Below are 21,649 nucleotides of genomic sequence, written 5' to 3' on the forward strand. Positions count from 1 at the left end.
CACCATGAGGGGGTTTTACGTTAAGGATTAAAGCATGTTTGATTTCTCCACCGTCGTGGATCGACACGGCACCTGGTGTACGCAGTGGGACTACGTCGCCGACCGTTTTGGCGCGGACGATCTGCTGCCCTTCACCATCTCGGATATGGATTTCGCCACCGCCCCCTGCATAATCGACGCGCTGCATCAGCGCATTCGTCACGGCGTGTTTGGCTATAGCCGCTGGAAAAACGACGAGTTTCTCGCCGCCGTCGCGCACTGGTTCCAGCAGCGTTTTAACAGCCGGATTGATACTGAAAGCGTGGTTTATGGTCCGTCAGTCATCTACATGGTCTCTGAACTGATACGCCTCTGGTCAACCCCCGGCGACGGCGTGGTGGTGCACACCCCGGCTTACGATGCGTTTTATAAAGCCATAGAGGGTAACGCGCGTCGTGTTGTGGCGGTTGAGATGGAAAAGCAGGCTGCAGGCTGGCAGGGCAGTATGGCGGCCCTCGAAGCGGCGCTGGCGAAACCGGAAAACAAAATTTTGTTGCTGTGCAGCCCGCAGAACCCGACCGGCAAGGTCTGGACGCGGGATGAGCTGACGCACATGGCGGAACTGTGCGCACGCTATGACGTGGCGGTTATCAGCGATGAAATCCATATGGACATGGTGTGGGGAGAACATCGTCACACGCCGTGGAACGCCGTGGCTCGGGGCAAATGGGCGCTTCTGACCTCCGGCTCGAAAAGCTTTAACATTCCGGCGCTGACGGGGGCTTACGGCCTGATCGGCGATGTAGAGAGCCGTAACGGCTATCTCAGCGCGCTAAAAGGACGGGACGGGCTCTCTTCCCCTTCCGTGCTGGCGCTGACGGCGCATATCGCCGCCTACCAGCAGGGGGAGCCGTGGCTGGATGCCCTGCGGGGTTATCTCGAAGGGAATTTGTCGTATATTGCGCAGGAAGTAAACCGCGCTTTTCCGAAACTGAACTGGCTGCCACCGGAAGCGACCTATCTGGCCTGGATCGATCTGCGCCCGCTGAACATTGACGATCGGGCGCTGCAAAAAGTGCTGATCGAGCAGCAAAAAGTCGCCATTATGCCGGGATATACCTACGGGAAAGAGGGAAATGGTTTCGTGCGCTTAAATGCGGGCTGCCCCCGCAGCAAGCTTGAGCAAGGAGTTCAACGCCTCATCGCCGGGATTAACACGCTCCTGTAATTAACTTGCGCAACGGAATATTCCCTTGCGCAAATAGCTTTTTACCCCGTTTTGTTTTTATAATATGGCGCACTTTAACCAGAAAAGAGTGCGACCATGATTGATACACGCCTGCCTTTAACTGATATTCATCGTCACCTTGACGGTAACATTCGTGCCCAAACCATCCTCGATCTTGGCCGCCAGTTCAATTTAACGCTTCCTGCTCAGACCCTTGAGTCCTTGATCCCTCACGTACAGGTGACCTCTAATGAACCGGACCTGGTGAGCTTCCTGAGCAAACTCGACTGGGGCGTGAAGATGCTGGCGTCGCTGGATGCCTGCCGCCGCGTGGCGTTTGAGAACATCGAAGATGCCGCCCGCAACGGCCTGCACTACGTCGAGCTGCGCTTCTCGCCGGGCTATATGGCGATGACCCACAACCTGCCCGTTGCAGGCGTGGTGGAAGCCGTTATTGAAGGCGTCCGCGAAGGGTGTAAAACCTTCGACGTTCAGGCCCGTCTGATCGGCATCATGAGCCGTACGTTCGGTGAAGCCGCCTGCCTGCAGGAGCTGGAGGCGCTGCTGGCCCATCGTGATGCCATCACCGCCGTCGACCTCGCCGGTGACGAACTGGGCTTCCCGGGTAGCCTGTTTCTCTCCCACTTCAACCGCGCGCGCGATGCCGGCTGGCACATCACCGTACATGCGGGTGAAGCGGCTGGCCCGGAAAGCATCTGGCAGGCCATCCGCGAGCTGGGCGCAGAGCGTATTGGTCACGGCGTGAAGGCGGTCGAAGATCGCGCGCTGATGGATTTCCTGGCGGAGCAGCGTATCGGGATTGAGTCGTGCCTGACGTCTAACATTCAGACCAGCACCGTAGCATCGCTGTCGCAGCACCCGCTGAAAACGTTCCTTGAACACGGCGTGCTGGCCTCTCTGAATACGGACGATCCGGCGGTTCAGGGCGTGGATATCATCCACGAGTACAACATCGCAGCTCCGCAGGCGGGGTTGAGCCGCGAGCAGATCCGTCAGGCGCAGATTAACGGGCTGGAAATTGCCTTCCTGACGCCTGCTGAGAAGCAGGCGCTGCGGGATAAGGTGGCAACAGCGTAAACCCTTTTGCCGGGTGGCGGCTACGCCTTACCCGGCCTACAAAATATTAAAAAACTATGCCAGGCAGAGCGTGGCGCGATGTTTGGCAGATTCGATGCCCAGCTCAATCAGCTCCATAATCTGTATCGCCTGGCTGGCCGGAACCGGGTTCTCCCCCGTGCCGTTTAGCGCATCGCGGATAGCGGCATAATACGCCGGATAGTTACCCGGTATCGTTAGCAAGGTCTCTTCGACCAGCTCCTCGCCTTCCACCCGCGTGACAACGCCGTCGCGCATATCATAGCCCCAGTCTTCCTGCGGCAGACGCTCACCGTTTTTCAGCCTGTCTTCCTGCGGGTCGAGACCAAACTTCACGTAGCTCCCGCGCGTGCCGTGAATAATATAGCGGGCAGATTCTGCAGCCGCGACCATCGTACCGTGCAGCACAATCCGCCGCTGCGGGTAACTGAGCACCGCGTGGAAGTAATCGGTTGTCTGCGCCCCGGGTCTGAGCTGGGCCAGATCGACCGTCATGCTCACCGGAAGGCCAAAAAGATTGACGGCCTGATCCAGCAGATGCGGGGCTAAATCATACCAGATGCCGCTGCCAGGGCCGGCCTGCTCGCGCCAGCGGTTTCGTACCTGCGGACGAAAACGGTCAAAGTGGGATTCAAAAAAGAGGATCTCCCCTAACGTGCCTTCACTGAGAAGCCGTTTTACCGTCAGAAAATCGCTGTCCCAGCGGCGGTTATGAAACACCGACAGCAGCCTGCCCAGACTCTTTGCCAGCGCATCCAGCTCGCGTGCCTGTGACAGTGTCACGGTGAAGGGTTTATCGACAACCACATGTTTCCCGGCTTCCAGCGCGGCCTTTGCCAGCGGAAAGTGGGTATCGTTCGGCGTGGGGATGACGATTAAATCAATATTGGGATCGTTGAAAAGATGTTTCGGCTCTGAGACAACCGGCACGGAAGGCCAGTCGGCATGGACTTTTGTAGCGTCGCTGCTGGATACCGCCGCCAGCGCCATGCCCGGCGTCCCGGCTATCAGAGGCGCATGAAACGTTTTGCTAGCGTACCCGTAACCGATAAGCCCAACGCGGATATTATCACTCATAGTGCCATCCTCTGTTATGACGTTCTTATTTCACACTGGCTAGCCTGGCATTACCACGGATTAATAATGTGCCCTATGACGTAAAATAGCAGGTTATACGGATTGTTTTTGTTACATAGTATTAACCTACTGATTTTGTTTAAGGGAACCGTTCCCAAAGCCCTTGCCGTCAGGGAAACGTCGCTGTAACATTTGCGCCCTGTCTTTATGGATAAAGTACAATTACGTATCATGACGTCAATTATTAATCGAATCATTGAATTAGCGGGATGGATTGTCCTTGGGGTTTCGGTCATTTTGCTGGGCGTTGCCAGCCATATCGATAACTACCAGCCGCCGGAGCCTGTCACCGTCGCTCAACCTAAGTAACCGGTTACTGCAATAAAGAGTGACATAATATGTCAGTTACTTATTGCCAGCCCTGGTGAACACGGTTAACCTTCTCTTCCAGGCATCGTCTGATGCCTGAATTTCAGCAAAGAAAACTCCTAATTTCGTCGCGTTACCTGAGTGGGCTGTTTACGTCTTTATTAATCCGTTTATTATTCGAACGAATTACCTTAACTGGTATTACTCACTTTTATATGGAAACTTATTAATATGACAGTTCAGGACTATTTATTAAAATTTCGCAAGATCAATTCGCTTGAGAGCCTGGAAAAACTGTTTGACCATCTGAACTACACCCTGTCGGATAATCAGGACATCATTAATATGTATCGCGCCGCTGACCATCGCCGTGCGGAGCTGGTCTCCGGTGGTCGTTTGTTCAACGTCGGCGAAGTGCCTAAGTCCGTATGGCGTTACGTTTTATAAGAAAGTAGCCATCCGCGCGAAATGTTATATACTCTCCGCCCTGCCAACTGGCTGTACAACATTTCGCGCAGATTATGGGAGAGTTCATGACCGCAACGCCTGGAGAACGCATTGGAGGCTGGTTAATCGCCCCACTGGCATGGCTGCTGGTTGCCTTATTAAGCGCATCACTTGCGCTGCTGCTTTATACCACCGCACTGATTACCCCCCACGCCATCCAGACCCTGATGTCGCAAAGCGTGCTTAATATTGCTTTGTGGTTTGTGTCGTTCGTTTTCGCGATCGGGATGTGGTACTACACGCTGTGGCTGACCATTGCCTTCTTTAAGCGCCGTAAGAATGTGCCTAAGCACTACATTATCTGGCTGCTGGTTTCGGTCCTGCTGGCGGTGAAGGCATTTGCTTTTTCGCCCGTTTCAGACGCGCTGGCCGTTCGTCAGCTGCTTTTCCCGTTGCTGGCCGCGGCGCTGCTGGTGCCCTACTTCAAGCGTTCGACACGGGTGAAAAACACCTTCGTGAACCCGTAATAACCCTACAGATAACCTGTTGTCGCCTGCGTGTGTTTGTCCGATAATAGGCGGCTTTTTTATTTCAGGCTAAATAATGACCGATTACTTACTGCTCTTTGTCGGCACCGTGCTGGTTAACAACTTCGTTCTGGTGAAGTTCCTTGGCCTGTGTCCGTTTATGGGCGTTTCCAAAAAACTGGAAACGGCAATGGGCATGGGGCTGGCGACGACCTTCGTCATGACGCTGGCGTCCATCTGCGCCTGGTGGATTGATACCTGGATCCTCATTCCGCTGGGGTTAACCTATCTCCGTACGCTGGCTTTTATTCTGGTTATCGCGGTGGTGGTGCAATTTACCGAAATGGTGGTACGCAAAACCAGCCCGGCGCTTTATCGCCTGCTGGGTATATTCCTGCCGTTGATCACCACCAACTGCGCCGTTCTCGGCGTGGCGCTGCTGAACATCAACCTTGGCCATAACTTTATGCAGTCGGCGCTGTATGGTTTTTCTGCGGCCGTCGGTTTCTCGCTGGTCATGGTGCTGTTTGCCTCTATTCGCGAGCGCCTGGCGGCAGCGGATATTCCTGCGCCCTTTCGCGGTAACGCGATTGCGCTGGTGACCGCGGGTTTAATGTCTCTGGCCTTTATGGGCTTTAGTGGTCTGGTGAAGTTGTAATGAATGCTATCTGGATTGCCATCGCCTCTATCAGCGTCCTGGGGTTGGTGTTTGGCCTTATCCTGGGTTACGCCTCCCGCCGTTTCGCGGTAGAGGACGATCCCGTTGTAGAGAAAATTGATGAGCTTCTGCCACAAAGCCAGTGCGGGCAGTGTGGCTATCCCGGCTGCCGCCCCTATGCCGAAGCGGTAGGGGTTCAGGGTGAGAAAATTAACCGCTGTGCGCCCGGTGGCGAAGCGGTGATGTTGAAAATTGCGGCCCTGCTAAACGTTGATCCGCAGCCTGTTGACGGCGATGCGGATGTGCAGGAGCCGGTCCGCGCGCTGGCCGTGATCGACGAAGCGAACTGCATCGGCTGCACCAAATGTATTCAGGCCTGCCCGGTCGACGCCATTGTTGGCGCAACGCGCGCCATGCACACCGTGGTGGCGGACCTGTGCACCGGCTGTAACCTCTGCGTAGCACCCTGCCCGACGCAATGTATCGAGCTGCGCCCGGTTGAAACGACTACCGAAAGCTGGAAGTGGGATCTTCAAACCATTCCGGTTCGCAATATTCCTGTGGAACAACATGCTTAAGTTATTTTCTGCTTTCAGAAAAGAGAAGATTTGGGACTTTGACGGGGGTATTCACCCACCGGAGATGAAAACCCAGTCTAACGGCACGCCGCTGCGTCAAATTCCGCTGGCGACCCGTTTCGTTATACCGCTCAAGCAGCACATCGGCGCGGAGGGTGAGCTGTGCGTGAAAGAAGGCGATACCGTCCTTCGCGGTCAGCCCCTGACCTTTGGTCGTGGACGTATGCTGCCGGTGCACGCCCCCACCTCCGGTAAGGTGGTCGCCATCGCGCCCCATACGGTGGCCCATCCGTCAGCGCTCTCAGAGCTGAGCGTGATGATTGAAGCCGACGGCGAAGACCGCTGGATCGACCGTGACGGCTGGAGCGACTACCGCTCCCATAGCCGCGAAGCGCTCATCGAGCGCATTCATCAGTTCGGCGTTGCCGGTCTCGGCGGCGCAGGCTTCCCGACCGGCGTCAAACTGCGCGGCGGTGGCGATAATATTCAGACGCTGATTATCAACGCCGCCGAATGCGAACCGTACATCACCGCCGACGATCGTCTGATGCAGGACTGCGCCGCCCAGGTGGTGGAAGGCATCCGCATCCTCGCGCACATTCTGCAGCCGCGGGAAGTGCTGATCGGTATCGAAGACAATAAACCGCAGGCTATCTCAATGCTGCGCGCCGTGCTGGCCGGTAGCCACGATATTAGCCTGCGCGTTATCCCGACTAAGTACCCCTCTGGTGGTGCTAAACAGCTGACGCAAATTCTCACCGGTAAGCAGGTTCCGCACGGCGGACGCTCTTCGGATATTGGCGTGCTGATGCAGAACGTCGGCACCGCGTACGCCGTGAAGCGCGCGGTAATCGACGGCGAGCCGCTGACCGAGCGCGTGGTAACGCTGACCGGGGAAGCGGTCTCTCGTCCGGGCAACGTCTGGGCGCGTCTGGGTACGCCGGTGCGTCACCTGCTGGAGCAGGCTGAGTTTTGCCCGTCAAGCGACCAGATGGTGATCATGGGCGGTCCGCTGATGGGCTTTACCTTGCCGTGGCTCGATGTGCCGGTAGTCAAAATCACCAACTGCCTGCTCGCCCCTTCTCCGACCGAGATGGGTGAAGAGCAGGAAGAAAAAGGCTGTATTCGCTGCAGCGCCTGTGCCGACGCCTGCCCGGCGGATCTGCTTCCGCAGCAGCTGTACTGGTACAGCAAAGGCCAACTGCACGACAAGGCGAAAGCCCATAACCTGGCCGACTGTATCGAATGCGGCGCCTGCGCCTGGGTCTGCCCTAGCAACATTCCTCTGGTGCAGTATTTCCGCCAGGAGAAGGCGGAAATTTATGCCATTTCCATGGAAGAAAAACGCGCAGCAGAAGCCAAAGCGCGCTTTGAAGCACGTCAGGCGCGACTGGAACGCGAAAAAATTGCCCGTCAGGAGCGCCATAAGCAGGCCGCCGTTCAGCCTGGCGAGAAAGATCAGGATGCGATTAACGCCGCACTGGCGCGCGTTCGCGAGAAAAAAGCCACTGCGGCGCAGCCCGTGGTGATCCCGGCCGGCGAGAAGCCGGACAACAGCGAAGCGATTGCTGCGCGTGAAGCGCGTAAAGCTCAGGCCCGCGCCCGTCAGGCAGAAAAAGCGCAAACGCCCCAGGCGGATGCTGAGGTTGACCCACGCAAAGCCGCCGTTGAAGCGGCAATAGCCCGCGCCAAAGCACGCAAAGCCGGTGAGCAGAATGTGGTGGTCGAGCAGGACGCTGTCGACCCTCGCAAAGCGGCCGTTGAGGCGGCGATTGCCCGTGCCAAAGCGCGCAAGGCGGCACAGCAGACGCAAACCGCAGAACCCGAAGCGCCGGTCGACCCGCGTAAAGCCGCCGTCGAAGCGGCGATTGCCCGCGCTAAAGCGCGCAAAGCGGCGCAGCAGGATGAACAACCGCAGGCCGCCAACGATGACCCGCGCAAAGCCGCCGTCGCCGCCGCCATTGCGCGCGTTCAGGCAAAGAAAGCCGCACAGCAAGCAGTTAACGAGGATTAAATGGTTTTCAGAATCGCAAGCTCCCCTTACACCCACAATCAGCGCCAGACATCGCGCATCATGATGCTGGTCTGCCTGGCGGCGCTGCCGGGCATTGCCGTTCAGTGCTGGTTTTTCGGCTGGGGAACCCTGTTCCAGATAATCCTGGGCTGCGCCAGCGCCCTGGCGGCGGAAGCGCTTGTGCTTAAGCTGCGCAAGGCAGCGGTCTCCCGCATTCTTGCCGATAACTCCGCGTTGCTGACCGGCCTGCTGCTGGCTATCAGTATCCCGCCGTTTGCCCCGTGGTGGATGGTGATCCTCGGCACCGTATTTGCCGTGATCATTGCCAAACAGCTGTATGGTGGACTGGGCCATAACCCGTTTAACCCGGCGATGATTGGCTACGTGGTGCTGCTGATCTCCTTCCCGGTACAGATGACCAGCTGGCTGCCACCGCACGAGATTGCGGCCACGGTTCCGGGCTTCATGGATGCTCTGCACGTGATCTTTACCGGCCATACGGCACTCGGTGCCGATATGAACGCGCTGCGTATGGGCGTGGACGGTATCAGCCAGGCGACGCCGCTTGATACCTTTAAAACGTCCCTGCATGCCGGGCACAGCGTTGAGCAGATCATGAAATCGGCGATCTACAGCGGCGTGCTGGCGGGTGCCGGCTGGCAGTGGGTCAACCTGGCGTATCTGCTGGGCGGCCTGTTCCTGCTGCAGCAGAAAGCCATCCGCTGGCATATTCCGGTCAGCTTCCTCGTGACGCTGGCGGTCTGCGCCACGCTGGGCTGGGTATTCTCTCCTGAATCACTGGCCAGCCCGCAGATGCACCTGTTCTCCGGCGCGACCATGCTGGGTGCCTTCTTTATCCTGACGGATCCGGTGACGGCCTCAACGACTAACCGCGGACGCCTGATCTTCGGCGCGCTGGCAGGCCTGCTGGTCTGGCTCATTCGCAGCTTTGGTGGCTACCCGGACGGCGTGGCTTTTGCCGTCCTGCTCGCCAACATTACCGTTCCGCTCATCGACTATTACACGCGTCCACGCGTGTACGGTCATCGTTAAGGGTTTCGCCATGTTAAAAACGATGCAGAAACACGGCGTCACGCTGGCTGTCTTCGCCGCGGTCCTGACAGGGCTGACGGCGCTGGTTAATGCGCTGACCAAAACGACCATCGAAGAGCAGGCCTCGAAGCAGCAAAAGGCGCTGTTCGATCAGGTGATCCCGTCCGACTTCTACGATAACGACCTGCAAAAAAGCTGCTTTGTGGTAGACGCGCCGCAGCTTGGGAAAGGCCCGCACCGCCTCTTTATTGCCCGCAAAGGGGATAAACCGGTCGGCGCAGTGATGGAAGCGACGGCGCCTGATGGCTATTCCGGTGCCATTCAGCTGCTTGTGGGCAGCGATTTCTCCGGCACCATACTGGGCACCCGCGTGACGGAACACCATGAAACGCCGGGTCTTGGCGATAAAATTGAAACCCGTCTGAGCGACTGGATTTTGCACTTTGCCGGTAAAGTGATCCATGGTGAAGATGACACCGCGTTTGCGGTGAAGAAAGATGGCGGCGAGTTTGACCAGTTCACCGGTGCGACCATCACCCCACGTGCGGTGGTGAATGCCGTAAAACGAGCCGGGCTGTATGCTGAAACGCTGCCCGCGCAAATCAACAATCTTCCGGCCTGTGAGGAGTAATCATGAGCCAGGTTAAAGAGGTCATTGTCCAGGGGTTGTGGAAGAACAACTCCGCGCTGGTTCAGCTTCTGGGCATGTGCCCACTGCTGGCGGTGACATCCACCGCCACCAACGCGCTCGGTCTGGGTCTGGCAACCACGCTGGTATTGACCCTGACCAACCTCTCCATCTCTGCCCTGCGCCGCTGGACGCCGTCGGAAATTCGAATTCCCATTTACGTCATGATCATTGCGTCGGTGGTCAGTATTGTTCAGATGCTGATTAACGCCTACGCGTTCGGTCTGTACCAGTCGCTCGGGATCTTTATTCCCCTTATCGTCACCAACTGTATCGTGGTCGGGCGTGCGGAAGCCTTCGCGGTGAAAAACAGTCCGGCCATGTCGGCGCTGGATGGTTTTTCCATTGGCATGGGCGCCACGTGCGCCATGTTCGTGCTGGGATCCCTGCGTGAAATCCTCGGCAACGGTACGCTGTTTGACGGCGCAGATGCGCTGCTGGGCGGCTGGGCCAAAGCGCTGCGCATTGAAGTGTTCCACACCGATACGCCATTCCTGTTGGCGATGCTGCCGCCTGGTGCGTTTATTGGCCTTGGCATGATGCTGGCGATAAAATACCTGATTGATGAGAAACGTAAGCGCCGCGCGGCTGAGCGCAGCGTTCTGGAAGGGACACCCGAGAAGGCCTCATGAATAAAGAAAAGCGCATTGCGATCCTGACCCGTCTGCGGGACGAGAACCCGCACCCGACGACGGAGCTGAATTTTACCTCCCCGTTTGAGCTGCTGATCGCGGTGTTGCTCTCTGCACAGGCGACCGACGTGAGCGTCAATAAAGCCACCGCCCTGCTCTATCCGGTCGCCAATACGCCGAAGGCCATGCTGGAGCTGGGCGTGGAAGGCGTGAAGTCGTATATCAAAACCATCGGCCTGTTTAACAGCAAAGCCGAGAACGTCATTAAGACCTGCCGGATCCTGCTGGAACAGCACGGAGGCGAAGTGCCGGAAGACCGTGCTGCGCTGGAAGCCTTACCGGGCGTAGGTCGTAAAACCGCGAACGTGGTGCTCAATACCGCGTTTGGCTGGCCTACTATCGCCGTCGATACGCATATATTTCGCGTGTCTAACCGGACCAACTTTGCGCCGGGGAAAAATGTCGAGCAGGTCGAAGAGAAGCTGCTTAAAGTGGTTCCGGCTGAATTTAAGGTTGATTGCCATCACTGGCTGATTCTGCACGGCCGTTACACGTGTATTGCCCGTAAGCCTCGCTGCGGCTCCTGCATTATTGAAGATCTCTGCGAATACAAAGAAAAAGTATATCCCTGAACCACAAAACCCCACACCAAAAGAAGGGTGATGGTGCACGCTTCTTTTGGCCGCTATTTGTTCGCCTTTCGTCTCCCCCAGGCTGTCACTTGTTCGGTGCTTTAACGCTCAAACAGGTTAATACTTTTTTCATAGCCGAAAATTTCTATACATCTGTGATCGCGATCACCCTGATAACTTCATGTTGTTTTTTTGTTGTCAAAATCGAGCTAAAGCCTTTGTCTGACAAGACACTCTTCTTTTTTTACCGACGATAAGACCAGCTATTTTTCAGAATTTGGGCTATATCACTGCCAGAGACGGCAAATAGCAGAACATATCGCCAAACACCGGTCCTGACGGGTCTCTGCCAGTCGAAAAAACTACCTTTACACATCGTATAAAATTTAACGCTGAATAACATTTGTATGAACCGACGATTATACCACCCCAGATATATGTAACAGATTATTACAAACGTATTGCCAGATGGGGCAGGATAGTGAACATTACCCGCCGTTTCTCCTCCCAATATAACTATAAGGCGTATGGACTACGGCCATCACGCTATGAACACCCCCGTTAATATGGGATGTAAAAAAAGAGGTATATGTGTCTACTGCAAACAATAAACCAACAGATGAAAGCGTGAGTCTTAACGCTTTTAAACAACCAAAAGCGTTCTATCTCATCTTCTCTATCGAGTTATGGGAGCGTTTTGGTTATTACGGCCTGCAAGGGATCATGGCAGTTTACCTGGTGAAACAGCTGGGTATGTCCGAAGCCGATTCCATCACGCTGTTCTCCTCCTTCAGTGCTCTGGTGTACGGTCTGGTCGCGATTGGCGGCTGGCTGGGCGATAAAGTCCTCGGCACTAAACGTGTCATCATGCTGGGCGCCATTGTCCTGGCAATTGGCTATGGTCTGGTTGCATGGTCAGGGCACGATGCCGCTGTCGTGTATATGGGTATGGCGACGATTGCCGTCGGTAACGGTCTGTTCAAAGCGAACCCGTCCTCCCTGCTCTCTACCTGCTACAGCAAAGACGATCCGCGTCTGGACGGTGCATTTACCATGTACTACATGTCCATCAACATCGGTTCGTTCTTCTCAATGCTGGCCACCCCATGGCTTGCAGCAAAATTCGGCTGGAGCGTGGCGTTTGCGCTGAGCTTCGTCGGTATGCTGATCACCGTGGTGAACTTCCTGTTCTGCCGCAGCTGGGTTAAAAACTACGGTTCAAAACCGGACTTCGAGCCTGTGCATATGGGCAAACTGCTGGCGACCATTGTGGGCGTTGTTGCCCTGGCGGCGATCGCCACCTGGCTGCTGCACAACCAGGGCATCGCACGTGCCGTTCTGGGCGTGGTCGCGCTGGGTATCGTGGTCATCTTTGCGAAAGAAGCATTCGCTATGCAGGGTGCTGCCCGCCGTAAGATGATCGTGGCGTTCATTCTGATGCTGGAAGCGATTATCTTCTTCGTACTGTACAGCCAGATGCCAACCTCTCTGAACTTCTTCGCCATTCGTAACGTTGAGCACTCCATCCTGGGTATTGCGTTCGAGCCGGAGCAGTATCAGGCGCTGAACCCGTTCTGGATCATGATTGGTAGCCCAATTCTGGCCGCTATCTATAACAAGATGGGCGACCGTCTGCCAATGCCGCACAAGTTCGCTATCGGTATGGTGCTGTGCTCCGGCGCGTTCCTGGTGCTGCCGCTGGGTACCAAATTTGCTACCGACGCCGGTATCGTATCCGTTAACTGGCTGATCCTGAGCTACGCGCTGCAGTCTATCGGCGAACTGATGATCTCCGGTCTGGGTCTGGCGATGGTTGCACAGCTGGTGCCACAGCGTCTGATGGGCTTCATTATGGGTAGCTGGTTCCTGACGACTGCGGGTGCAGCCATTATCGCAGGCAAGATTGCGAACCTGATGGCCGTACCGGAAAACGTCACTGACCCACTGGTTTCTCTGAACGTCTACGGTACCGTGTTCATGCAGATTGGTATCGCGACTGCCGTTATTGCCGCTCTGATGCTGCTGACTGCACCGAAACTGAATCGAATGACTCAGGACGACGACAAGACCGCTAAGGCGACCAAAACCGCTACCGCGTGATATCCGTGAGAAACGACTGACCAGAAGCCGCTAATTGATTAGCGGCTTTTTTTTTATCCGTTTGCGCACTAACATAGCTGAAACCTCAGCGAAAAGGAGTTACCGATGAAACTGTTCTACAAACCGGGCGCGTGCTCTCTTGCTTCCCATATCACCCTGCGCGAGAGCGGCAAAGATTTCACGCTGGATGGCGTTGATCTGATGAAAAAACGTCTGGAAAACGGCGATGATTTTCTTGCCATTAACCCGAAAGGACAAGTTCCGGCGCTCCTGCTGGATGACGGTACTCTGCTGACCGAAGGCGTGGCGATTATGCAGTTCCTGGCCGATAGTGTGCCCGATCGCCAGCTGCTGGCCCCGGTCAGTACCATTTCTCGCTATAAAACGCTGGAGTGGCTGAACTACATTGCCACCGAGCTGCACAAAGGCTTTACCCCCCTGTTCCGCCCGGATACGCCGGAAGAGTTTAAACCTACCCTGCGCGCCCTGCTGGAGAAAAAGCTGCAGTACGTTAACGAATCGCTGAAAGACGAGCAGTGGATTGGCGGGTCGCGCTTCACGATTGCCGATGCGTACCTGTTCACCGTGCTGCGCTGGGCGCGTGCGGTTAAGCTGAATCTGGAAGGGTTAGACCACATTGCATCTTATATGAAGCGTGTGGCAGAGCGTCCTGCGGTGGCTGCGGCGCTGAAAGCGGAAGGGCTTAGCTAATATCGCCCGGCGGCGCTTCGCTTGCACGGGCCTACGGGTGTTGTAAGCCGGGTAAGCGCAGCGCCACCCGGCATCGTTTAAAGCTGGGTTGCGCTGAAATAGTGCTCCGGCTTCGCGATTCGATCCTGTGCTGCGACCACCTGCAGCTCATATTCCTGCATCTCTTTCGTCGCCGTCATAATTTCGTACACTGCCGCAGTAACATGCTCCAGCGCATCGCGCAGCGTTGCCCCTTGCAGTAATTTCACCAGCAGCAGGCCGCTGGTCACATCCCCCACGCCCACCGGCTGACGCTGCCCAAAATCCACCAGCGGACGGCTGATGTGCCAGGCATCCTCTTTCGTCACCAGCAGCATCTCAAAGCGATCCTGACTTAGCCCTGCGCGCGCGAGGTGTTTTACCAGCACAACCTCAGGCCCCTGCGCGATCAGCTCGCGGGAAGCGCTTACGGCCTCTTCTACGCTGTTAACCGGATGCTCGCAGAGAATTTCCAGTTCAACCAGGTTTGGCGCAATGATATCGCTGGCGGGCAGCGCATGACGAACGTGGAATTCTGCCACGCCTGGCGCCACGATACAGCCTTTCTCCGGATGGCCCATGACGGGGTCGCAGAAATATTTTGCCGACGGGTTAGCGGCCTTCACCTGGCGTACGATGCCGAGGATATGCTCCCCCTGCTCCGCGGAACCAAGATAACCGCTCAGTACGGCGTCACAGCGCTTGAGCTGGCCGATATCGGCAATGCCCTGCACCACCTCGGTGAGGTGTGAAGGCGGCATTACGCAGCCGGTCCATTTGCCGTACTGCGTGTGGTTGGAAAACTGAACGGTATTGAGGGGCCAGACGTTGGCGCCGAGGCGGCGCATCGGGAATTCCGCTGCGCTGTTGCCAGCATGTCCAAAAACAACGTGGGACTGAATGGCGAGGATGTTCTTCATTTTATGCTTACCCAACCCTGAAAAAACAAAAGGGGCGTGGTTTCCCACGCCCCTGGAGACTGTGACTTATTTCCAGCAGACAAGGCAGTAGTTTTTCTTACCGCGACGCAGCAGGGTGTAGCGGCCATACAGACGGTCGCCGTCAACAAAGGTGTATTCCGGGTCGGCCTGCTTTTCACCGTTGATGGTGATGGCATTGGACGCGATGGTTTTACGCGCCTGACCGCGTGAAGGCTGGAGTTCAGAGTCCACCAGCGCCTGCATCAGGTCAGCCCCTTTCTCCATCTCAACCATTGGCACGCCGTCCTGCGCCAGCTGTTCGAAGTCCGCTTCGCTCAGATCGCTCAGGGTACCGTTAAACAGGCTAGCGGTAATGCGTTTTGCCGCGGCCAGACCTTCTTCACCGTGAACCAATTTGGTCACTTCATCCGCCAGCACGTACTGCGCGCGCGGCGCTTTACCGCTGTTCTTGTCTTCTTCTTCCAGCGCGTTGATGTCTTCAATATCCATAAAGGTGAAGAACTTCAGGAAGCGGTAAACATCGGCGTCCGCCGTGTTGATCCAGAACTGGTAGAATTTGTACGGGCTGGTTTTCTTCGGATCGAGCCATACCGCACCGCCTTCCGTCTTGCCGAATTTGGTGCCGTCTGCTTTGGTGATCAGCGGAACGGTCAGACCAAACACCTGATTCTGGTGCAGGCGACGGGTCAGGTCGATACCGGAGGTGATATTACCCCACTGGTCAGAACCGCCAATCTGCAGGGAAACACCGTGCAGTTTGTTCAGGCAGGCAAAGTCATAGCCCTGCAGCAGGTTGTAGGAGAACTCGGTGAAGGAGATACCCTGGTCGTCACGGTTCAGACGCTGCTTCACGGCCTCTTTGTTAATCATCTGGTTAACAGAGAAGTGCTTACCGATGTCACGCAGGAAGGTCAGCACGTTCATGCTGCCAAACCAGTCGTAGTTGTTCGCGGCAATCGCGGCGTTATCGCCACAGTTGAAGTCGAGGAACGGTGCAACCTGTTTGCGGATCTTATCGACCCACTCCTGCACGGTATCTTCGGTGTTCAGTTTACGCTCAGCGGCTTTAAAGCTTGGGTCACCAATCAGACCGGTCGCGCCGCCCACCAGGGCAACAGGCTTATGGCCCGCCATCTGGAAGCGTTTCAGGCATAACAATGGAACAAGATGCCCCAAATGCAAGCTGTCAGCGGTGGGATCGAAGCCGCAATAGAGCGCGATCGGGCCTTGCGCCAGTCGCTCTGCTAACGCTTCCTCGTCCGTCACCTGGGCCACGAGGCCCCGCTCTTGCAATTGTTTAATCAAGTTACTGCTTGCCATCAAATTCTCCATGTATAAACGACTGCACCTTTGCCGGTACACGACTTTTCGCCTGATGCGAAAGGACCATAGAATAAAGCGCAAGCGCGGTGTGCGCTAGCGCTTAAATCAACAAATTTCGGGGATTACGGCGCCAGTCTGTCGATTTTCCAGCCGCCATTCTCGCGCTGGTATAAAAAGCGGTCGTGCAGGCGATGTTCGCCCCCCTGCCAGAACTCGATTTGCTCAATCGGGATGCGGAAACCACCCCAGAAGCTCGGCAGCGGGATTTCGCCCTGCTGGAACTTCTGCTTCAGCTCGAGGAATTTACTTTCCAGCACCCCGCGGGCGGAAATGCGGCTGGACTGTTTTGATACCCAGGCACCAATCTGGCTGTCACGCGGGCGGCTGTGGAAATACTTCACCACTTCCAGCGTCGAGAGACGTTCCGCTTTGCCGGTCACCATGACCTGACGTTCCAGCATGTGCCAGGGGAACAGCAGGCTGATACGCGGATTGTTTTCCAGATGGTGTGCTTTGCGGCTGCCAAGGTTGGTGTAGAACACCAGTCCTTTCTCGTCATAATGCTTGAGCAATACGATGCGCTGATAGGGTTGACCATTTTCATCCACCGTCGCGACGACCATGGCCGTGGGGTCGGCAAGTTTCGCTTCGCAGGCCTGTTTCAGCCAGCGTTCAAAAAGAACGAGGGGTTCAGCGGGAAGATCCTGGCGACGCAGGCCGCCTTTGGTGTATTCACGGCGCAGATGCGCAATTTGCTGCAGTTCGTCGTTATCTGACATGGCGTTAGCTGACATTGAGAGTGGGTGGCGCTATTGTGCGCCGCCCCTGTAAAAATCTCAACGCTTCGGATTTTCGAGCTGGCAATTGTTCAGCACAATACGGTCACGTTTGTAGACCGTGGCGCTGTCGCCTTTCGACCAGAAGACATAGATACCGTCGGTGTAACGCGCGCCCGAGGCTGAAATGCCCTGCTTCAGCGTCAGCAGTTTATTGTCATAAACAAAACTGGCTTCCTGGCGTGGATTGTTCAGCTTCACGGTCAGCGGTTTTTCGTCGCAGCGATACTCAAGCGTATCGGTCTGCATGCGCTCAAGGAGCTGGTTGTAGACGCTGCATCCTGACAGCAACAAAGGGGCGGCAATAAGAAGAAGTTTTTTCATGGGCGTATTCCGAAGACTTTCCTGGTCCTGGAGGGCATGGCTGCCCCCCTGTTTCGTTCCATTTTAACGACGACGCGCCGCGCTGAATTTCAGTTAACTCTGATTATGACGCGGATTTGCCGGGAAAATCGCCCCAAGGACGCTCGCCTCGCGCGCGCCGGTTACCGACGGTAAGTTGCCCGGCAGCCCGGCAATGGTGCGCCAGGCAAGCCAGGCGAAGGCCAGCGCCTCCATATCATCACCGCTGATGCCAGCCTCATCGGTCGTCGACACTTCGGTGCCCGGCAGCAGCCCGGCAAGACGCGCCATCACCAGCGGGTTACGGCTTCCCCCGCCGCACACCAGCAGGCGTTCACATCCGCCGCTGAGGAGCACCTGTTCGGAAATCGACACGGCCGTAAGCTCGGCAAGCGTCGCCTGAACATCCTGCGGCGCGAGTGCCGGGAATGACGCCAGCTGGCGCTCAAGCCAGCCAAAGTTGAAGTATTCACGCCCCGTGCTTTTCGGTGCCGGTAAAGCAAAATAAGGATCGCTCAGCATGGACTGCAACAGCGGGATAATCACCTTACCCTCGCTCGCCCACTCCGCGTTTTTATCATAAGGTTGACCGCACTGTCGCCAGATCCAGGCATCCATTAACATATTGCCCGGGCCGGTATCGTAGCCGCGGACCGGCTGCCCGGGGATAAGCATCGACAGATTGGCGATCCCACCAATGTTGAGCACCATACGCCGTTCTGAAGGGTGCGCCAGTAGCGCCTGATGAAACGCGGGCACCAGCGGTGCGCCCTGTCCGCCAAGGGCAATATCGCGACGACGGAAATCGCCGACCACCGTGACGCCCGTCTTCGCCACAATCTGGTTGTTATCGCCGATTTGCAGAGTATGCGGAGCCTCTCCGATGGGCTCATGCCAGACCGTTTGTCCGTGACACCCGATGGCGACCACATCCTGCGGGCGAAGATGTTCTTTTTGCATCAAAGCCTGCACCGCATCCGCAAACAGCGCCCCGAGGCGGACATCCAGCTGTCCAAGCTGGGAAAGGGTCAGCTGCTGCCCCTGACAGATACTGAGAATATCCTCTTTCAGTGAAATGGGGATTGGCCAGGTCAGGCTCGCCTGCTGTGCCACCATGTTTTCATCAATGGCGGCCAGAACGACATCTACCCCATCCAGACTGGTGCCTGACATCACACCAATGTAGCGACCCGATTTCATGCGCTTTCCTTACGTTGCGTGGGCTAAGGATATCCACTCAACCATAAACGGCGTCGCTTTGCCATCCGGCAATAATATTTTTTAACAATGTCAGACGGGTAGCGCGGGCGGATCCTGTTTATGTCTCGTTAAGTCAAATTCAAGTACAATTTTCCTATTGTTAGTGCAAAGATATGAACTATGGCTCCTTATGCCATATAATTTAGCCATAACGGATGCCCCCAATCGGGCGTTTTTGGTGAACAGGAGATTCAAATGATTTTACGTGTACTGGGCGTTTCGCTGATTGGTTTAACTCTGGCTGGCTGTGTGAATGACAGTTCACTTTCTGGCGACGTTTACAGCGCTTCTGAAGCGAAACAGGTTCAGAACGTGACTTACGGTACCGTTGTTAACGCACGCCCTGTACAGATTCAGGGTGGTGATGAAAACAACGTGATGGGCGCAATCGGCGGTGCCGTTCTGGGTGGTTTCCTGGGTAATACCGTCGGCGGTGGTACGGGACGCTCTCTGGCGACAGCCGCAGGTGCCGTTGCAGGTGGCGTAGCCGGCCAGGGCGTTCAGGGTGCGATGAACAAAACTCAGGGCGTAGAGCTGGAAATTCGTAAAGACGACGGCAGCACAATCATGGTTGTTCAGAAACAGGGCAGCACCCGCTTCTCTGCAGGCCAGCGCGTTGTACTGGCGAGCAACGGAAGCCAGGTGACCGTTTCTCCACGTTAATTAAAAGTGGATGTGGTCCTCGGGCCACATCCATTTACAATATATATCACTCTCACAAATATAATTACAAAATACATTCACACCATCCATTATTAATCACCCCTTATATTGTTTCTGCGCAAAGTATTTATTGCACTAATTGATTAGACTCTTCGCAATCACCTTCTCTTTATTCATTATAATTTGTAAAAATTCTATGCTTGCGAATCGTCGTGCTCTAACGAGCCGTTATATCGCGTTCTGTCTCGGTTGCCTTGTTGTTATCGGGATATTACACGCGCTGTTTTTAAAACTCGTTGAATGGGTTCCGTCCTTTTCACCGCTTTTATTCCCTACGCTCACCATTTTTCTTCTGGTGTTTCACCTGTTTATTGCCTGTTTTATGGCGATGAAATACGGGTGTGACAAAAGACGGTTGTATCTGGTCGCAATCGCCTTTGCCTTTGCCGGATCCGCATTGCTGATGGTCGGAACGCTGACCAGCTTCCCCGCCTGGCTGGATCTCTATCAGTTCAACGTCGTGAACTACAACGATGCGATGATCTACTATATGTTCCGCCACTTTTTAATGGCGGTGCTGTTCATCGTGGCGGCAATACTCTACCCCATGCGCAATTACCCTCTTTCACGGCTGGCGCATATCTCAATTGTGAGCGGGGCGTCTCTTTTTACCGCCTGTGCCGTGGGACTGGCCTGGATATATTCCAGCCACTCGCCCTTGTTATCGATTGACCTGGTTGATAATGAAACCCGGCAGTTTATGGTCCTCTGGAGCCATTGCATTAATATCTCTTTAATTGTTTTCTGGGTGATAACATTAGTAGCGCTGATGTTTGTCACGCGCGTGCGCAATTTATTCTGGGTAGGCGGAAATTTTCTGTGCGTTTGCTATATCGTCACACTTTCAATGCTGTTAGCGGGTGGACATGCCGAAGATATCTCCTGGTACCGCGCCCGGTTATTTGAAACTGTCGCCACGCTGCTGATTATTTTTGTTCTGCTTTACGATGTCTTCAGACTGTATCGCGACTCGCACGTAAAATATCAGCAGTCCTATCAGAACTCGATCCGCGATCCGCTCACTCGCCTTTATAACCGCAGCTATTTTTATGAATCGTTAAACCAGGCGCTGGATATCGCCAGACCCAACCGCCCCGTTTCCGTCATTGTCAGCGATCTCGATCGCTTCAAGCGCATTAACGACACCTACGGGCATCTTCAGGGCGATAAAGTCCTGCAGTTTGTCGCCAACCTGCTGATGGATTCCGTGCGCCCGCAGGACATCGCGGCCCGTATCGGCGGCGAGGAGTTTGTGCTGATGCTGGCCAACACGTCGTCAGACTCCGCGTACCAGGTGGCCGAGCGCATACGTCTGAAGCTAAGCAGCTTTGATAAAACCAGCAGCGGCGGTCAGTTGCCGGAGCCCATCACCATCAGTATGGGGGTGTTTACGGCAACGTCATCAACGATAACCGCAGAAGCGTGCGTGGAAAATGCCGACAAGGCGATGTATGAAGCGAAGGAGACGGGTCGTAATCGTGTGGTTGTCTTTAAGTAAAAAAAGGCCTTGCTGGTGCAAGGCCTTCGTGTTTATCAGTCGCGAGACTGCAGCTCATGGATATTTTGCTCAAGGCGAGCAATGAGGCTGATGAGCATTTCCAGCTCCGCCGGTGAAACGCCTGAGAGGATTTCACCGCGCGTTTTGGTGATGACGGCTTCCATTTCGGTGATGATAGGCGCCGCTTTCTCAGTGAGTTTAATCCGCTTAGCACGACGATCGCTGGCGCAGGTTTGTCGGGAGATCAACCCCTTCTCTTCCAGCTGATCAAGCGTGCGCACCAGCGACGGTTGCTCAATGCCTATCGCTTTTGCCAGCTGAATTTGTGACTGATCGGGCGGCAGCTGATGAATGTTGTGCAGCGTGACCCAATGCGTCTGTGTTAATTCCAGAGGTTTCAGGCGATGGTCAATCAGAGCACGCCAGACGCGTACCAACCTTGCCAGATCAGAACCTAATGGCGATTCCAATTTCATCTCCTTATAATTAGCTTGCTAAGTTATTATACTGATTTTAGAATAGTGTGCAGCATTTGTATTGCCAAAACAAATGCAATACTGCATTCATCGAACTTAAAAGTATGACTTACACTGAATTGTGATGCTTCATCATACTAAGACAAGCCAACGCGGCATTCTGTTCACTGCAAAGGATTTCTGCCCGTGACGTTTTTTCATCGCTCAGAGGGGTTACCCCTTCAGGATCTGATCTTCGGTGCGTCAGTCTACTTTCCTCCCCTGTTTAAGGCCGTGCTGGTGGGCTTTATTCTCTGGCTCATCGCGCATCGTCTGCTTCGCGACTGGATGTACTCCGGCGAAATCTGGCATCCCATGCTGATGGATCTTTCCCTGTTTGCCCTCTCCGTATGTCTGGGCCTTGCTGTCTTGATGGTGTGGTGA

24 protein-coding genes are annotated in these 21,649 nt (G+C 55.4%); 17 read left to right on the forward strand and 7 right to left on the reverse strand.

The window, feature by feature from the left end:
• Window positions 1–34: 34 nt before the first annotated feature.
• Both BMW97_RS04255 and add read left to right on the forward strand, forming a co-directional pair.
• A complete protein-coding gene (locus BMW97_RS04255; protein WP_045910338.1) occupies window positions 35–1,207 on the forward strand; it encodes a MalY/PatB family protein in 1,173 nt (390 codons plus the stop codon).
• A 96-nt stretch (window positions 1,208–1,303) separates the two neighbouring features.
• Window positions 1,304–2,305 carry an adenosine deaminase gene (gene add, locus BMW97_RS04260; protein ID WP_023343982.1) on the forward strand — a complete coding sequence of 334 codons (1,002 nt, stop codon included), beginning with the start codon at window positions 1,304–1,306 and terminating at the stop codon, window positions 2,303–2,305.
• 54 nt (window positions 2,306–2,359) lie between these two features.
• Here the strand turns inward: add and BMW97_RS04265 are convergent, their stop codons facing one another.
• Window positions 2,360–3,400 (reverse strand): oxidoreductase, encoded by a 1,041-nt coding sequence (locus BMW97_RS04265; protein WP_045910337.1) that lies wholly within the window; start codon window positions 3,398–3,400, stop codon window positions 2,360–2,362.
• 243 nt (window positions 3,401–3,643) lie between these two features.
• Between BMW97_RS04265 and blr the strand changes: the two genes are divergently transcribed.
• The 12 genes from blr (at window position 3,644) to gstA (ending at window position 13,809) form a co-directional block, all read left to right on the forward strand.
• Window positions 3,644–3,769: a division septum protein Blr gene (gene blr, locus BMW97_RS04270; RefSeq protein WP_168112406.1), complete on the forward strand. Its 126-nt coding sequence runs from the start codon at window positions 3,644–3,646 to the stop codon at window positions 3,767–3,769.
• A 231-nt stretch (window positions 3,770–4,000) separates the two neighbouring features.
• Window positions 4,001–4,216 carry a transcription modulator YdgT gene (ydgT, locus tag BMW97_RS04275; protein ID WP_013096896.1) on the forward strand — a complete coding sequence of 72 codons (216 nt, stop codon included), beginning with the start codon at window positions 4,001–4,003 and terminating at the stop codon, window positions 4,214–4,216.
• An 86-nt stretch (window positions 4,217–4,302) separates the two neighbouring features.
• Window positions 4,303–4,743: a DUF2569 domain-containing protein gene (locus BMW97_RS04280; protein WP_045910336.1), complete on the forward strand. Its 441-nt coding sequence runs from the start codon at window positions 4,303–4,305 to the stop codon at window positions 4,741–4,743.
• A gap of 76 nt (window positions 4,744–4,819) precedes the next feature.
• The gene (gene rsxA, locus BMW97_RS04285; RefSeq protein ID WP_008500564.1) at window positions 4,820–5,401 is read left to right on the forward strand and encodes an electron transport complex subunit RsxA; all 582 of its coding nucleotides are present in this window, start codon (window positions 4,820–4,822) and stop codon (window positions 5,399–5,401) included.
• Window positions 5,401–5,979 (forward strand): electron transport complex subunit RsxB, encoded by a 579-nt coding sequence (gene rsxB / locus BMW97_RS04290; protein WP_032651615.1) that lies wholly within the window; start codon window positions 5,401–5,403, stop codon window positions 5,977–5,979. Before rsxA ends, rsxB begins: the two co-directional genes overlap by 1 nt.
• Window positions 5,972–7,993 (forward strand): electron transport complex subunit RsxC, encoded by a 2,022-nt coding sequence (gene rsxC / locus BMW97_RS04295; RefSeq protein WP_045910335.1) that lies wholly within the window; start codon window positions 5,972–5,974, stop codon window positions 7,991–7,993. Before rsxB ends, rsxC begins: the two co-directional genes overlap by 8 nt.
• Window positions 7,994–9,046, forward strand: a complete 1,053-nt coding sequence (rsxD, locus tag BMW97_RS04300) for an electron transport complex subunit RsxD (protein WP_045910334.1) — start codon at window positions 7,994–7,996, stop codon at window positions 9,044–9,046.
• A 10-nt stretch (window positions 9,047–9,056) separates the two neighbouring features.
• Window positions 9,057–9,677: an electron transport complex subunit RsxG gene (gene rsxG / locus BMW97_RS04305; RefSeq protein ID WP_045261492.1), complete on the forward strand. Its 621-nt coding sequence runs from the start codon at window positions 9,057–9,059 to the stop codon at window positions 9,675–9,677.
• A 2-nt stretch (window positions 9,678–9,679) separates the two neighbouring features.
• The gene (locus tag BMW97_RS04310) at window positions 9,680–10,366 is read left to right on the forward strand and encodes an electron transport complex subunit E (protein WP_008500569.1); all 687 of its coding nucleotides are present in this window, start codon (window positions 9,680–9,682) and stop codon (window positions 10,364–10,366) included.
• Complete coding sequence (nth, locus tag BMW97_RS04315) at window positions 10,363–10,998, forward strand: endonuclease III (RefSeq protein WP_008500570.1); 636 nt, start codon at window positions 10,363–10,365, stop codon at window positions 10,996–10,998. Before BMW97_RS04310 ends, nth begins: the two co-directional genes overlap by 4 nt.
• A gap of 591 nt (window positions 10,999–11,589) precedes the next feature.
• Window positions 11,590–13,098: a dipeptide/tripeptide permease DtpA gene (gene dtpA / locus BMW97_RS04320; RefSeq protein ID WP_045910333.1), complete on the forward strand. Its 1,509-nt coding sequence runs from the start codon at window positions 11,590–11,592 to the stop codon at window positions 13,096–13,098.
• A 105-nt stretch (window positions 13,099–13,203) separates the two neighbouring features.
• Window positions 13,204–13,809, forward strand: coding sequence for a glutathione transferase GstA (gene gstA, locus BMW97_RS04325; RefSeq protein ID WP_025758353.1), 606 nt, complete (start codon window positions 13,204–13,206; stop codon window positions 13,807–13,809).
• Between the two features lie 77 nt (window positions 13,810–13,886).
• Here gstA and pdxY read toward each other — a convergent pair whose 3' ends face one another.
• The 5 genes from pdxY to anmK form a co-directional block, all read right to left on the reverse strand.
• The gene (pdxY, locus tag BMW97_RS04330) at window positions 13,887–14,747 is read right to left on the reverse strand and encodes a pyridoxal kinase PdxY (protein WP_045910613.1); all 861 of its coding nucleotides are present in this window, start codon (window positions 14,745–14,747) and stop codon (window positions 13,887–13,889) included.
• A gap of 66 nt (window positions 14,748–14,813) precedes the next feature.
• A complete protein-coding gene (gene tyrS, locus BMW97_RS04335) occupies window positions 14,814–16,088 on the reverse strand; it encodes a tyrosine--tRNA ligase (protein ID WP_008500574.1) in 1,275 nt (424 codons plus the stop codon).
• Window positions 16,089–16,213: 125 nt separating this feature from the next.
• The gene (pdxH, locus tag BMW97_RS04340; RefSeq protein WP_008500575.1) at window positions 16,214–16,870 is read right to left on the reverse strand and encodes a pyridoxamine 5'-phosphate oxidase; all 657 of its coding nucleotides are present in this window, start codon (window positions 16,868–16,870) and stop codon (window positions 16,214–16,216) included.
• Window positions 16,871–16,927: 57 nt separating this feature from the next.
• On the reverse strand, window positions 16,928–17,251 hold the full coding sequence (gene mliC / locus BMW97_RS04345; protein WP_025758348.1) for a C-type lysozyme inhibitor: 324 nt from the start codon (window positions 17,249–17,251) through the stop codon (window positions 16,928–16,930).
• A 93-nt stretch (window positions 17,252–17,344) separates the two neighbouring features.
• Window positions 17,345–18,469, reverse strand: a complete 1,125-nt coding sequence (gene anmK / locus BMW97_RS04350) for an anhydro-N-acetylmuramic acid kinase (protein ID WP_045910332.1) — start codon at window positions 18,467–18,469, stop codon at window positions 17,345–17,347.
• A gap of 255 nt (window positions 18,470–18,724) precedes the next feature.
• Between anmK and slyB the strand changes: the two genes are divergently transcribed.
• Entirely contained in the window at window positions 18,725–19,192 is a 468-nt protein-coding gene (gene slyB / locus BMW97_RS04355; protein WP_008500578.1) for an outer membrane lipoprotein SlyB, read from the forward strand.
• A gap of 196 nt (window positions 19,193–19,388) precedes the next feature.
• Window positions 19,389–20,750: a sensor domain-containing diguanylate cyclase gene (locus BMW97_RS04360; protein WP_045910331.1), complete on the forward strand. Its 1,362-nt coding sequence runs from the start codon at window positions 19,389–19,391 to the stop codon at window positions 20,748–20,750.
• A 35-nt stretch (window positions 20,751–20,785) separates the two neighbouring features.
• On the opposite strand, the gene slyA is transcribed toward BMW97_RS04360, so the two are convergent.
• Window positions 20,786–21,226 carry a transcriptional regulator SlyA gene (slyA, locus tag BMW97_RS04365; protein ID WP_021241135.1) on the reverse strand — a complete coding sequence of 147 codons (441 nt, stop codon included), beginning with the start codon at window positions 21,224–21,226 and terminating at the stop codon, window positions 20,786–20,788.
• 186 nt (window positions 21,227–21,412) lie between these two features.
• Here slyA and BMW97_RS04370 point away from each other — a divergent pair, with 186 nt between their 5' ends.
• Entirely contained in the window at window positions 21,413–21,649 is a 237-nt protein-coding gene (locus BMW97_RS04370) for a DUF1656 domain-containing protein (RefSeq protein ID WP_024909360.1), read from the forward strand.

This window comes from Enterobacter sp. NFIX58 (genome assembly GCF_900110475.1).
Classification (GTDB): domain Bacteria; phylum Pseudomonadota; class Gammaproteobacteria; order Enterobacterales; family Enterobacteriaceae; genus Enterobacter; species Enterobacter quasiroggenkampii.